The 13,923-nt window shown below is 65.4% G+C and carries 10 protein-coding genes; 5 read left to right on the top strand and 5 right to left on the bottom strand.

The features are described 5' to 3' along the window. The first annotated feature begins 23 nt into the window (after positions 1-23). On the top strand, positions 24-1,556 hold the full coding sequence (locus tag ACP7EY_RS02850) for an acyl CoA:acetate/3-ketoacid CoA transferase (RefSeq protein WP_426190264.1): 1,533 nt from the start codon (positions 24-26) through the stop codon (positions 1,554-1,556). Between the two features lie 21 nt (positions 1,557-1,577). Here the strand turns inward: ACP7EY_RS02850 and glp are convergent, their stop codons facing one another. The 4 genes from glp to ACP7EY_RS02870 all read right to left on the bottom strand — a co-directional run bounded on the left by glp (position 1,578) and on the right by ACP7EY_RS02870 (position 9,332). Then, positions 1,578-3,461 carry a gephyrin-like molybdotransferase Glp gene (gene glp / locus ACP7EY_RS02855; protein WP_426190266.1) on the bottom strand — a complete coding sequence of 628 codons (1,884 nt, stop codon included), beginning with the start codon at positions 3,459-3,461 and terminating at the stop codon, positions 1,578-1,580. A 37-nt stretch (positions 3,462-3,498) separates the two neighbouring features. Continuing rightward, on the bottom strand, positions 3,499-4,620 hold the full coding sequence (gene moaA / locus ACP7EY_RS02860) for a GTP 3',8-cyclase MoaA (RefSeq protein WP_426190268.1): 1,122 nt from the start codon (positions 4,618-4,620) through the stop codon (positions 3,499-3,501). After that, entirely contained in the window at positions 4,613-5,968 is a 1,356-nt protein-coding gene (gene chrA, locus ACP7EY_RS02865; RefSeq protein ID WP_426190270.1) for a chromate efflux transporter, read from the bottom strand. Before chrA ends, moaA begins: the two co-directional genes overlap by 8 nt. A 64-nt stretch (positions 5,969-6,032) precedes the next feature. Then, complete coding sequence (locus ACP7EY_RS02870) at positions 6,033-9,332, bottom strand: Rne/Rng family ribonuclease (RefSeq protein WP_426190272.1); 3,300 nt, start codon at positions 9,330-9,332, stop codon at positions 6,033-6,035. Positions 9,333-10,005: 673 nt separating this feature from the next. Here ACP7EY_RS02870 and ACP7EY_RS02875 point away from each other — a divergent pair. From ACP7EY_RS02875 to ACP7EY_RS02890, 4 genes are all read left to right on the top strand, one after another. Next, a complete protein-coding gene (locus tag ACP7EY_RS02875) occupies positions 10,006-10,986 on the top strand; it encodes an RluA family pseudouridine synthase (RefSeq protein ID WP_426190274.1) in 981 nt (326 codons plus the stop codon). Between the two features lie 113 nt (positions 10,987-11,099). Further along, positions 11,100-11,759 carry an HAD-IA family hydrolase gene (locus ACP7EY_RS02880; RefSeq protein ID WP_426190744.1) on the top strand — a complete coding sequence of 220 codons (660 nt, stop codon included), beginning with the start codon at positions 11,100-11,102 and terminating at the stop codon, positions 11,757-11,759. Next, positions 11,759-12,139 (top strand): Rieske (2Fe-2S) protein, encoded by a 381-nt coding sequence (locus ACP7EY_RS02885; protein ID WP_426190276.1) that lies wholly within the window; start codon positions 11,759-11,761, stop codon positions 12,137-12,139. The genes ACP7EY_RS02880 and ACP7EY_RS02885 overlap by 1 nt, the downstream gene beginning before the upstream one ends. A gap of 40 nt (positions 12,140-12,179) precedes the next feature. After that, positions 12,180-13,169: a S49 family peptidase gene (locus tag ACP7EY_RS02890; RefSeq protein WP_426190278.1), complete on the top strand. Its 990-nt coding sequence runs from the start codon at positions 12,180-12,182 to the stop codon at positions 13,167-13,169. 285 nt (positions 13,170-13,454) lie between these two features. Here ACP7EY_RS02890 and ACP7EY_RS02895 read toward each other — a convergent pair whose 3' ends face one another. Further along, the gene (locus tag ACP7EY_RS02895) at positions 13,455-13,766 is read right to left on the bottom strand and encodes a hypothetical protein (protein ID WP_426190280.1); all 312 of its coding nucleotides are present in this window, start codon (positions 13,764-13,766) and stop codon (positions 13,455-13,457) included. Between the last annotated feature and the right edge of the window lie 157 nt (positions 13,767-13,923).

Raw genomic sequence — 13,923 nt, forward strand, 5'->3', positions numbered from 1 at the left:
CAGTGTCAAGCAGGGGAACGGCCATGCGTCATAAACAGTTGTCCGCCGCCGCCGCCGTCGCGCGCATCGGCGACGGCGCCACCGTCGCCACAGGCGGCTTCGTCGGCGTCGGCTTCGCCGAGAACATCGCCATCGCGCTCGAGCAGCGCTTTCTCGCCACGGGCGCGCCGCGCGCGCTGACCCTGGTCTACGCGGCCGGGCAGGGCGACGGCAAGCTGCGCGGCCTCAATCACCTGGGCCACGAGGGCTTGATCGCGCGCGTGATCGGCGGCCACTGGGCACTGGTGCCGGCGCTGCAAAAGCTCGCCATCGACAATAAAATTGCCGCCTACAATCTGCCGCAGGGCGTCATCAGCCAGCTGTTTCGCGACACTGCCGCCGGCAAGCCTGGCCTGATCACCACGGTGGGCCTGGGCACCTTTGTCGATCCCCGCTACGGCGGCGGCAAAATCAGTGAACGGGCGCGCGAAGATGTGGTGTCGCTGATGAACATCGACGGCGCCGAATACCTGTTCTATAAAACCCGCAAGATCGACGTCGCCATCCTGCGCGGCACCAGCGCCGACGCCTGCGGCAACGTCAGCATGGAACACGAGGCCCTCACGCTCGAAGCGCTCGCCATCGCCATGGCCGCCCACAACAGTGGTGGCCTCGTCATCGTGCAGGTCGAGCAGGTGGTGGCCAACGGCGCCTTGCACCCGCGCCAGGTCAAGATTCCCGGCATCCTCGTCGATTGCGTGGTGGTGGCCGAGCAGCCATCGCAGCACATGCAGACCTTTCATACCGCATACAGCGCCGCCTTCGCCGGCGACCTGCGCGTGGCCGTGTCGGCGATGGCGCCGATGCCCCTGTGCGAGCGCAAGATCATCGCCCGCCGCGCCCTGATGGAACTGCGCGAGGGTGACGTCGTCAACCTGGGCATCGGCATGCCGGAAGGGGTGGCGCGGGTGGCCGCCGAGGAAGGCCTGCTCGACACCTTCACCCTCACCACCGAGGCGGGCGCCATCGGCGGCATGCCGGCCGGTGGGCTCGACTTCGGCGCTTCCATCAATCCGCAGGCCGTCATCGACCAGCCCAGCCAGTTCGATTTCTATGATGGCGGCGGGCTCGATGTCGCCGTGCTGGGACTGGCGCAAGCGGACCGCGAGGGCAATCTCAATGTCAGCAAGTTCGGCAGCCGGCTGGCCGGCGCGGGCGGCTTCATCAACATCAGCCAGAACGCCCGCAAGGTGGTGTTTGTCGGTACCTTCAGCGCCGGCGGCCTGCAGGTGCTGGTCGAGCAGGGCCTGCTGCGCATCGTCCACGAAGGGCACACCCGCAAATTCGTCGACACCGTCGAGCACCGCACCTATGCGGGCCGGTTCGCCTGGGCGCGCGGCCAGAGCGCGCTGTACGTGACGGAGCGCTGCGTGTTTCGCCTGTGCGCGACGGGGCTGGAACTGATCGAGGTGGCGCCCGGCATCGACATCGAGCGCGATATCTTTGCGCAGATGGATTTCAGGCCCTCGCTGGGCGCCGGCCTGAAGACCATGGATGCGGCGATTTTTATCGCGTGACAGGTCAGATCGCTTGATACCTCAGATCAGGCCGTCGAACAGCATCACGTCGACCATGTCGCCCGCCGCCACATTGCCCTGTTCGTCAGGCAGCACCACCATGCAGTTCGCCTCCGACATCGAGCGCAGGATGCCCGACCCTTGGGCGCCCGTGATGGCCACCTGCTGCACGCCATCGTCGCCGGTGGCGAGGATGCCGCGCTGATACTCGGTGCGGCCGGCCTTCTTGCGGATGGGGTTCTTCGAGCGCACCTTCAGCAGCGGCAGCGGCGCCTGCGCGCCCATCATCGCCAGCAGGGCGGTGCGGGCGAAAAAGTAGAACGACACCATCACCGCCACCGGATTGCCCGGCAAGCCGAACAGGAAGGCGCTATGGCCGTTCGAGGTGATTTTACCGAAGGCCAGCGGGCGGCCCGGGCGCATGCCGATTTTCCAGAACGTGACGTCGCCCAGTTTGGCCATGATGTCGCGCGTGTAGTCGGCGGCGCCCACCGAGACGCCGCCCGAGGTGATGATGGCGTCGGCGTTTTCGCAGGCCGTGCGCAAGGCCGCTTCCAGCGCCGCCGGGTCGTCGCGCACGACGCCCATGTCGATGATGTCGCAGCCCAGCCGGGTCAGCATGCCATACAGGGTGTAGCGGTTGCTGTCGTAGACGCAGCCCGTGTCGAGCGCTTCGCCGATTGAGCGCAGTTCGTCGCCCGTTGAAAAGAACGCCACCCGCAAGCGGCGCTGCACGGGCACCTCGGCAAAGCCAAGCGAGGCCAGCAGGCCCAGGTCGGCGGGCCGGATGATGCGGCCCCGCTGCAGGGCGGGGCTGTCGGCGCGCAGGTCTTCGCCGGCGAAGCGGCGATTGTCGCCCGTGCCAATGGCGCCGGCGGCTATGGTGATGGCCGCGCCATCGTCGCTGATGGCCGCCACGTGCTCCTGCGGGATCACGCTGTCGCAGCCGGGCGGCATCACCGCGCCCGTCATGATGCGCACGCATTCGCCGGCCGCCGGCACGGCGTCGCTGGGGCGGCCGGCAAACACCGTCGCGATCACCCGCAAGGTGGTCGGCGCATCGGCCAGCAGGTCGGCGCCGCGCAGGGCGTAGCCGTCCATGGCCGAGTTGTCGTGCGCCGGCACATTGATCGGCGAGATCAGGTCGGTCGCCAGCACCCGGTCGAGCGATGCGCGCAAGGCGACTTTTTCGATGGCGCCGATGGGGGTGACGAAGCGGGCGATGATCTGCTGGGCGTCACGCACGGGCAGGGCGTCGGGATCGTAGGCGGACAGGCAGCTCACCACGTCCTTTAAGCGCGGCGGGCGGGCGCTGTCCAGGCTGTCGAGCTCGTCGCGGGTATTGATGTTGCGGAAGGCGTCGCTGTCGTCGAACAGCACCTCGGCCACCTTCAGGCCCGCATACCAGCCGTCCATCTTGCGCCCGCCTTCAGCGAGGTATTGCGACAGCACCGGCAGCAGGCTGGTCTTGACCAGGCAGAACACGGGATGGGGCTGGCGTCGCTGGCCCGCTTCCTGCGTCACCGCCAGCGCGACATCGGCGTCCTGCGCCTGCAGGGCGGTGAACAGGCGCTCGGCCAGGTCGAGCGGCACGAACGGCGAGTCGCACGGCGCCGTCACCAGGAACGGCGTGGCGCAGTGGCGCAGCCCCACTTCGAGGCCGGCCAGCGGGCCGGCAAAGCCGGTCGTCTCGTCGGGCCACACGGGCACGTCGAAGGCGCGGTAGGCGTCCAGGTTCTGGTTGGCGTTGATGGCGACCGCGCCCACTTGTGGCGCCAGCCGTTGCAGCACGTGGCCGGCCATGGTCAGGCCGCGGAACGCTTGCAGTCCCTTGTCGACGTGGCCCATGCGGGTGCCGCGGCCGCCCGCCAGGATCAGGGCGCTCAGTTGCTGATTTTTTTGCATGTTGATTTTTCCGTCGAGGGCTTCAGTGCCTGCTGGTTTATCCGCCAATATAGGACATCTCGACCCGCTTCAAGCCCGGCTCGGTGCCCTGGCCGGCCGCTTGGGTGTTCTGCGTGCGGGTGTCGGAGTAGCGGTCGGTGCGCGCGCGCCACAGGTGCGAGACGGCGGCGGCGATTTCGGCGTCGCTGCGGCCCGCGCGCAGCAAGCCGCGCACATCGTGGCCGCGGGTGGCGAACAGGCAGGTATAGAGTTGGCCTTCGGTCGACAGGCGCGTGCGCGAGCAATCCTTGCAGAAGGATTGGGTGACGCTGGAGATCATGCCCACTTCGCCGCCACCGTCGCGGTAGCGCCAGCGCGCGGCCGTTTCGCCCGTGTAGTTGGCATCGATGGCCACCAGCGGCATCTCGGCATCGATGCGCGCTACCACCTCGCGCGAGGCGATCACCTCGGCCATGTTCCAGCCGTTCGACGCGCCCACGTCCATGTACTCGATGAAGCGCAAGATGAACGGCGTGTTTTTGAAATACCGCGCCATCGGCAGGATCTGCTGGTCGTTCATGCCGGCCTTGACCACCATGTTGATCTTGATGGGGCCCAGTCCCGCCTGGTGGGCGGCGTCGATCCCCCGCAACACGTCGTCGACGGCGAAATCGACGTCGTTCATGCGCTTGAAGATGGCATCGTCGAGGGCGTCGAGCGAGACGGTGACGCGGTTCAGGCCCGCATCCTTGAGCGCGCGCGCCTTGCGGGCCAGCAGCGAGCCGTTGGTGGTGAGAGTCAGGTCGAGCGGCCGCCCGCTGGGGGTGGGCAGCGCCGCCAGCATGGCGATCAGGCGTTCGAGATCCTTGCGCAGCAGGGGCTCGCCGCCCGTCAGGCGGATTTTTTCCACGCCGTGGGCGACGAAGATCGACGCCACCCGGGTAATTTCCTCGAACGAGAGCAGCGCATTGTGCGGCAGGTAGGCGTAGTCCTTGTCGAACACTTCCTTCGGCATGCAATAGACGCAGCGGAAATTGCAGCGGTCGGTGACGGAAATGCGCAGGTCGTGCAGGGGGCGGCCCAGCGCGTCGTCGACCTGCCCGACCGGTGCGTCGAGCACGGCGGGCACGGTCATGGCGCGGGTGCGCTCCTGGTGCAGCAAGATGATTTTTTCAGACATGCCGATACGATAGCACGAGGCCCGCCAGCGCACAGGCGGCGATCAATTTGATGGGCCCCGTCCTGAAGCCGAACAGGGCGACGGCGGCCACCACGCCGATCGCCACCGCCTGCCAGTCGGGATGGCCATCGCGCACGAACACGTGCTGGCCGAAGAACAGCGCCAGGCTGACGATGACGCCGACCACGGCGGCGGCAATCGCCGTCAGCGGCGCCGTCATGCGCACGTCGTCGCGGCTGGCCTCCACCAGCGGCCCGCCGGCGAGGATGAAAATGAAGGAGGGCAGGAAGGTGAACCAGGTTGCCACCAGCGCACCGGCAGCGCCCGACCAGAACAGCGCTGCGGTTCCCTCGCCAAACAGCGCCGCCTGCCAGGCGCCGACAAAGCCGACAAAAGCGACCACCATGATCAAGGGTCCCGGCGTGGTTTCTCCCAGCGCCAGGCCGTCGACCATCTGCGCGCCGCTGAGCCAGTGAAAATGCGCGACCGCGCCCTGGTAGACGTAGGGCAGTACGGCGTAGGCGCCGCCGAAGGTGAGCATGGCGGCCTTGGTGAAAAACCAGCCCATCTGCGCCAGCGCGCCGGCGGCGCCGAAGCGCCAGGCCAGCCAGCCCCAGCTGAGCAGGCCCAGCCCCACGCCGACCCCTGCCGTGCGCGCCAGCCGTCGCCAGCCAAATTGCGCGTGCGGCGGCGGCGGGGTGTCGTCGTCGATCAGCGCCGGGCGCTGCTGACCGGCGGCGCCCGCAGGCGGGCCACCGGCCCGAAATAGCTGGGGGCGCAGGCGGGCGCCGGCCACGCCGATCAGCGCCGCCCCCAGCACGATCAGGGGAAACGGCACGCCGCCCACGGCGATGGCGATGAAGGAGAGCGCGGCGATGCCGAGCAGCAGGGGATGCTTCAGGGTGCGCCGGCCCAGCCGCCAGGCGGCCCCCAGCACGATCGCCACCACCGCCGGCTTGATGCCGTCGAGCACGCCGGCGACGGCGGGCACGGCGCCGAACGCCATATAAATGGTGCTCAGGGCGATCAGGATCAGCAGGGAGGGCAGCACGAACAGGGTGCCGGCGACGATGGCGCCGCCGCTGCGGTGCATCAGCCAGCCGATGTAGACGGCCAGCTGGGTGGCCTCGGGGCCGGGCAGCAGCATGCAGTAATTGAGGGCGTGCAGAAAACGCCGCTCGGAAATCCAGCGGCGCCGCTCGACCAGTTCCAGGTGCATCATGGCGATCTGGCCGGCCGGGCCGCCAAAGCTGATCCAGCCCAGCTTGAACCAGAAGCCGACCGCCTCCCACAGGCTGACGGGGGCGGGGCGATGGTCGGTGCGCGGCAGTTCGGAAAAAGTATTCATTCAATGTGAGTAAAAAAAAAGGGAAGCCATTGGCTCCCCTTTTTGTGGTCAGATCAATCCACGCTTATTGGCGTGTATCGACCTGGATCAGTGGCTCATCGGCTTGCGGCGGCAGCGGCTTGCGCTCGCGCGGCACGCGCACCGGCGGGGCGACCTTGGCGGCCGCTTCCTGGGCTGCACGCAGCTTTTCAGGATCGGTCGCCGCCAGGGTCAGGCCGGCCGAACCTAGCATGTCGCTCAGGTCGGCGATGGCTGGCGCGGGCGTCGGTGCTGATGCTGGCGCCACCGCTGCGACCGGCGCCGGCGCTACCACTGGCGCTGGCGCATCGACCACCGCTTCGATCGGCGCCGTCGCCGTCGTTGCTACTTCGACGGGGATGGCCACCTGCACGGGGCTGGCGACAGGGACGTCGACGATTGCTGGCGCTGGTGCGCTTGCCTCGACCACGGCTGGCGCGGCGATCTCGGCGACCGGCGCGAGTTGCTCGGCATCGGTCTGTACCAGCACCGGTACCGCGGCGACGCGTTCGGCCACCGGGGCTGGCTCGCTGATCACTGGTGCTGGCGCAGCAGGGGCGGCAACGACACTGGTAAACAGCGGCGCAGGCATCGCGACGCGGTCGGCCAGGGGCGTTGGCGCCGGTGCCGGTGCCGGCTCAGACACAGCGACCGGGGTCGGCGCAACAGCGGCCACTTGCTCGACCGGCAGTACCGGTTCGGGCGCGTCGGCCAGCACGGTCGGCTCCGGCGTCGTCACCACGTATTCCGACACCGGTTCCGGTGCGGCGGCGGCAGCGGCGGCGATTTCCTGGTCGGCGACCGGGGTGAACACGGGCGTCGCAGCGAGCGGGCTCTCGCCCTCGTTGTCGCCTGCTTCGATCTCGTTGCCTTCGGCATCGCGGTCACGGCGATTGCGGTTGCGGCCACCGCGGCGGCGGCGGCGGCGTGGTTCGTCGCCGTTCGCATCCGTCTCGATTTCCTCGCCGTTCGGGCCCATCGTGACGACCTTGGCGGCAATTTCATCGCTGTCGCTGGTCACTGGCGCCGGGGCGGCCACGACCGCTGGCGCATCGACGGCGCTGGTGGTGGCGGGCACGTCCGGATCCTGCGGCGTCCACATGGTTTCCGGCACCGCTGGCGCATCTTCCGCCTTGGCGTCGGTTTTTACGTCGGCCACCACGGTGCGGTAGTCGGCGCGCTCACGCGGCGGACGGGCGGCGCGGTCAGGGCGCTCGCCCCGTTCGGCGCGCTCGGGACGCTCGCCCCGTTCAGGACGTTCGCCACGTTCGGCGCGCGGCGTCGCTGCCGCTGCCGATTCTGTGCCGACGGCTTCGCGTGGCTCGCGCGGTTCACGCGCAGGCCGCGGTGCGCGCGGTGGACGGGCAGGGCGCCCTTCGGCGTCGACCGGACGGGTGAACTCGTCGGCTTGGGTGGCCTGGCCGCCTTTTGCAGCGCCCGCTTCACGTTCGGCCTTGCCGCCCGTGCTGCCAGTAGCATTGCGGCCACGGCCGCGGGGATTGCGGCCGCGCTCGCCGTTGGCGCCATTGCCGCGCTCGGCCGGCGCTGCCGGCTTGACGGGCGCTGCGGGGGCCACGGTCACCGGTGCGGTCACGGGCACGGCTTTCTTGCCCATGAAGAAGTTGATCACCTTGTCGAGGAAGCTCTCTTCGACCACGGCGGCCACTGGCGCAGGCGGCGCGACGGGCGCGGCGACGACGACGGGTTTGGCCTGTTCGCTGCGGTCGACGATCGGTGCCGGTTGCGCAGGGGTAATCGTCTTGACGACGGCTTCCTGGCGCGGCTTGACTTCTTCCTTCTGGCGCTTGCTGTAGGCCATGTCGGTGTCGGCCGATTCGGCCAGGTTGTAGCTGGCCTGGCTGTCTTCGAGGCGGGGATCGTCGTGCTTGATGCGCTCGAGCTTGTAGTGGGGGGTGTCGAGGTGTTTATTCGGGATCAGGATCACGCCGATACGATGGCGGTTTTCGATCTTCAACACTTCGCCGCGTTTTTCGTTGAGCAGGAAGGCGGCGACATCGACGGGCACTTGCACGTGGATGGTGGCCGAATTTTCCTTCATCGCCTCTTCCTGGATGATGCGCAGCACCTGCAGGGCGGACGATTCGGTATCGCGGATGTGGCCGGTGCCCGAGCAGCGCGGGCAGGTCACGTGGGAGCCTTCCGACAGCGACGGACGCAGGCGTTGACGTGACAGTTCCATCAGGCCGAAACGGGAAATTTTGCCCATCTGGACGCGGGCACGGTCATGGTGCAGCGCGTCTTTCAGGCGCGTTTCCACTTCGCGCTGGTTCTTCGCCACTTCCATGTCGATGAAGTCGATGACGATCAGGCCGCCCAGATCGCGCAGGCGCAACTGGCGCGCCACTTCTTCGGCTGCTTCGCAGTTGGTGTTGAAGGCCGTCGTTTCGATGTCCGAGCCGCGGGTGGCGCGGGCCGAGTTGACGTCGACGGAGACGAGCGCCTCGGTGTGGTCGATGACGATGGCGCCGCCGGACGGCAGGGGCACCGTGCGCGAGTACGCCGTTTCGATCTGGTGTTCGATCTGGAAACGCGAAAACAGCGGCACATCGTCGCTGTAACGTTTTACACGGTGCACCATGTCGGGCATCACGTGGCTCATGAACTGGTGCGCCTGCTCGTAGATCTCGTCGGTGTCGATGAGGATCTCGCCGATGTCAGGCTGGAAGTAATCGCGGATGGCGCGGATGACGAGGGACGATTCCTGGTAGATCAGGAAAGCGCCACTGCCGGTCTTGCCAGCGCCTTCGATGGCACGCCACAGTTGCATCAGGTAATTCAAGTCCCACTGCAACTCTTCGACGTTGCGGCCGATGCCAGCGGTGCGGGCAATCACCGACATGCCTTGCGGCAGGTCCAGTTTGTCCATGGTTTCGCGCAATTCCTGGCGCTCTTCCCCTTCGACGCGGCGCGATACGCCGCCGCCACGTGGGTTGTTGGGCATCAAGACCAGGTAACGGCCGGCCAGCGACACGAACGAGGTCAGCGCCGCGCCCTTGTTGCCGCGCTCTTCTTTTTCGACCTGGACCATGATTTCCTGGCCCTCGCGCAGCGCTTCCTTGATGCTGGCCGTGCGCACGTCGACGCCTTCGCGGAAATACGTGCGGGCGACTTCCTTGAATGGCAGGAAACCGTGGCGGTCTTCGCCGTAGCTGACGAAGCAGGCTTCCAGCGAGGGCTCGATGCGGGTGATGACGCCTTTATAGATGTTGGACTTGCGCTGTTCGCGCCCGGCGGTTTCGATATCGATATCGATCAGTTTCTGACCATCGACGATGGCAACGCGCAATTCTTCCTGCTGCGTCGCATTGAACAACATGCGTTTCATTTTTATTAACTCCGCGGCTCAGGGCCGCAACAAGCCGCCTTGTCAGGGCGGCGTGGTACACGGGATGTACGCGAGAAGGGGAGTTGGAGGGTGGGTATGCCTGTTCGCATGGCGCGACAACGAGACTCGTTGCGGCCATAACCGGGCGCGGTGAGGTCGATCGACATGCCGAGTGACGCAACGCCTGCAACGTGACCGGGGCGCCGGAATGGTCCGGGGGCTCGGTTCCGCCAGGCGGTGAGCAAATCAACGGGCCTGACCGTCAGCGATCCTGCAAAAGCTTCGAACCACAGGCGCAATACGCCATTATTCACAAGCCTTTGGGATGAGGCTTACATCGGGTCTGGCGAAAACGGCAAGCGTTATCGACGCCATCATCTGGCGAGCTGGCCATGAGGCGCAGCTTGCCAGTACTTATCCTTACAATTCCGAACTACCATTCCGGCCAGTTGTCTGCCAATCCGATTACAACAACGGTGCAACCTTGAGTCGCCGACAACCGTGCGTACACGTTTTTCCATCGAATTTGCAATTTGGCGAGGCCGATGGAGACGCCCCTGTGTAAAATATCGTTTTAATTCTTACACCAGCAGAGGTTTGACCGCCGCCTGTCGATTATATATTCAAAATGAAGGACTTAGACAGAATTTCTGGGAAGACAGGACAGACCAAGATGCCAAACGATCCCATTCCCCCTTCATCGGCACCGATACAGGCGCAATTCGTCACGATTGGCGAAGAAGATGCCGGCCAGCGCATCGACAATTACCTGCTGCGTATCTGCAAAGGTGTCCCGAAAAGCCACATTTACCGCATCCTGCGCTCGGGTGAAGTGCGCGTCAACAAGGGCCGCATCGACCAGTTGTATCGGCTGGTCGAAGGTGACCTGGTGCGCATTCCACCGATCCGGGTGGCCGAAAAGACCGCGCCCAGCGCGCCCGGCGCCGAATTTGCCATCCTGTTCGAGGACGCCCACCTGCTGGTCATCGACAAGCCGTGCGGCACCGCCGTGCACGGCGGCTCGGGCGTGTCCTACGGGGTCATCGAGCAATTGCGCGCGTCGCGGCCGGACGCCAAGTTTCTCGAACTGGTGCACCGCCTCGACCGGGAAACCTCGGGCGTCCTGATGCTGGCAAAAAAACGCTCGGCGCTCACCAATCTGCACGAGCAGATGCGCGATGGCGTCACCGACAAGCGCTACCTGACCATGGTGGGCGGCGACTGGAAGAACGCGCGCCAGCATATCAAGCTGCCGCTGCACAAGTACACCACCGCCGAAGGCGAGCGGCGGGTGGCGGTGCAGGCCGGCGGCATGGAATCGCACACGGTGTTTTCGCTGCTGCGCAAGTGGCCGCAGTTCGCCTTGCTGGAAGCGGAACTGAAAACCGGGCGCACGCACCAGATTCGCGTGCACCTGGCCTCGTCCGGCTTTCCCATTCTGGGCGACGACAAATACGGCGACTTCGCGTTAAATCGGGTCTTGTTAAAGGCCGATAGCAGTCGCGGCTCGCTCAAGCGCATGTTTTTGCATGCGCACCAGATCACCTTTATCCATCCCGACAGTGGCAAGTCGCAAACAATCAACGCGCCTTTGCCCCCAGAGTGTGAACGTTTCTTGGTAAGCTTAGGCAAACCGCTGCCCTCGCTTCGCTAGCGCCGTCCGACCCATCCGCCATGCTCCCGCGTGGGCGGCCGGGCCGGATGCGATACCGTGCAGCATCACAACCAACCCCCGGAAGGAGACGGCTGCCACAAGCGGCCGTGAACATGGCACGAAAGCAATTTGACCTGATCGTCTTCGATTGGGACGGCACCTTGATGGACAGCACCTCGACCATCGTGCGCAGTATCCAGGCCGCTGCGCGCGACCTCGGCTTGCCGATTCCCCGCGATGAGCAGGCATCGCACGTCATCGGCCTGGGACTACAGGAAGCGATGATGGCCGTGATGCCCGACATGGATCCTGCCATGTATCCAAAAATGGTCGAGCGCTATCGCTTTCACTATTTAACCAAGGACCCGGAACTGGTACTGTTCGAAGGCGTACGGGCCATGTTGACCGAGCTTTCCCAAGAGGGCTATTTTTTGGCGGTGGCCACCGGTAAAAGTCGCGTGGGGCTCAATCGGGCCATGAACGCTGCCGGCCTGTTGTCCGTGTTCGATGCCACCCGCTGCGCCGACGAAACTTTTTCGAAACCCCATCCGGCCATGCTGCAGGAACTGACGCGGGAACTGGGACAAGATCTCAGGCGCACCGTCATGATCGGCGACACCACGCACGATCTGCTGATGGCCAGTAATGCAGGCGCGGGCGCCATCGCGGTCGAATACGGCGCCCATCCGATTGCCCAGCTGCAAACCTGCCAGTCGCTGTACTCCGCCAGCAGCGTGGCGCAACTGCACCAGTGGCTCAGCGAGAACGCCTGATGAGCGATGCCGTCGAAGCGTTGCCGGTGGGGGCCTCGGACGAGCTGCTCGAAGGCGGCCTGGGCTTGCGCTTTGCCGTTCATGCCTACGGCGCCGACACCACCGGCTTTGTGATCCGCAAGGGCGGCAAGGTGTACGGCTACCTGAACCGCTGCGCCCACGTGCCGATCGAGCTGGACTGGGCGCAGGGCGAATTCTTCGAGTCCAGCAAGCTATTTATAATGTGCCAGACGCATGGCGCCATTTACGCGCCCGACACCGGGCATTGTGCTGGCGGACCCTGCAAGGGCGGGCGCCTGCGGCCGATTGCCGTGCGCGAGGCCGACGGCCTGATCGTCTGGCTGCCGGACGAGGTAGTACGCGCCCCCGGCACGCAATAACGCTACCGCAACAACCATCATCAACCGACGACGACGACTCATGAGCGAAGACAGCAGCAAGCAGCCCGATAGCCTGCCTACAGGCGGGGCCATCAATCCTGAATGGGAACGGACCACGCTGGAGAAATTGCTGATGGCGACCGTGCGCGAACAGCGCGCCGCCCGCCGCTGGGGCATATTTTTCAAACTGCTGACGCTGGGCGTGATCATGTTCGCCTTGTGGGCCTACCTCGACAGCACCGGCGCCGACATGGAAAACATGGGTCGCCACACCGCCCTGATTGAAATCGACGGCGCCATCGAGAGCGAGGGCAGCGGTTCGGCCGATGCCGTCATCCCTGCGCTGAACAAGGCCTTCAGCGACGTCGGCTCGGTCGCGGTGGTGCTGCGCATCAACAGCCCGGGCGGTAGTCCGGTACAGGCCGGCATGATCGTCGACGAGATCATTCGCTTGCGCAAGGGCTACCCGAACAAGCCCCTGTACGTGGTGGTCGACGAGATCTGCGCCTCTGGCGGCTACTATATTGCAGCGGCGGCCGACCGCATCTATGTCAACAAGGCCAGCCTGGTGGGATCGATCGGCGTGCTGATGGACGGATTCGGCTTCACCGGCACGATGGAAAAACTGGGCGTCGAACGACGCCTGCTGACGGCGGGCGAGAACAAGGGCTTTCTGGACCCGTTCAGCGCCCAGTCCGACAAACACAAGGCGCACGCGCAGGCCATGCTCAATGAAATTCACCAGCAGTTTATTGGCGTGGTGCGCAACGGGCGCGGCAAGCGCTTGAAAGAAACCCCGGAGATGTTCAGTGGCCTGTTCTGGACTGGCGCGCGCGCCATCGACATGGGCCTGGCCGATGCCTATGGCAGTGTCGAGAGCGTCGCCCGCGACGTCATCAAGGTCGAAGACATCGTCGATTACACGGCGCACGAAGGCTTGCCGGAGCGGGTATTGAAAAAATTCGGCGCGGCCGTGGGCGCCGGCGCGGTCAAGTCGGCGGTGTCCAACGTCAAGCCACAACTGCGCTGAAGGTAAATTTTCCTAATGGGTGCAGGAAACCCTTGCAAGTTCTCACCCATGGACTATATTGAACATGTAGTTCATCACAAGGGGCCGACATCGACAACACGGCGTTACCACATAGCTTGAACGGAACTACTTGCTGCATCGTGCATGCGGTCTAGAGCGAATTTTCATTCCTCGTTGGCACCTCTACGGAGGGCCGGAAATGGTGGCGCAATGCCGCCATTTCCTATTGGGCGCGCCATTTTGGGGGCATGACTTGCCGCTGGCCGGTGTCAGCGCACAGTCAAATTAATCGGCCGGCGAGGTGGTGCACGAGGCTGTAGTCGGCGTCTGGGCGCTGTCGGCGAGCCCCGCTGTGCGCGCACCATCGTCCTGGGCGAAGCCGCCCGCATCGAACCACTGCCGCAAGCCATGCTGGGCTCGTGCCAACCAGGCGACGCGCTCCGGCAGCACGGCTGCGGCAGCGCCGCTCCAGCGGGCGATCGCCACGTCGGCCGCATACCGGGCCGTTTGCGCCAGCGCCCAATGGGCGTGGGTCTCGGCTGGCGTGGTCGGCCACATGCCTGGCAGATCGCTGTCGCAGTGCTTGTCAGTCGTCATGATGTCCTCAAAATGCTGTATTGGATTCCTACTGCAGGGGTAGGGGTTTAGCAGGCACGGCTTAGGCCGATTCCTAATGAAAATCCACTGTATCAACTCGCTTGGACATCGGGTTTGAGATTTCTCAAACCTGTTGCTTTCCAAAGGAAAACATTGC

Source organism: Massilia sp. DWR3-1-1 (assembly GCF_049898325.1).
Classification (GTDB): Bacteria; Pseudomonadota; Gammaproteobacteria; order Burkholderiales; family Burkholderiaceae_D; genus JAFCUW01.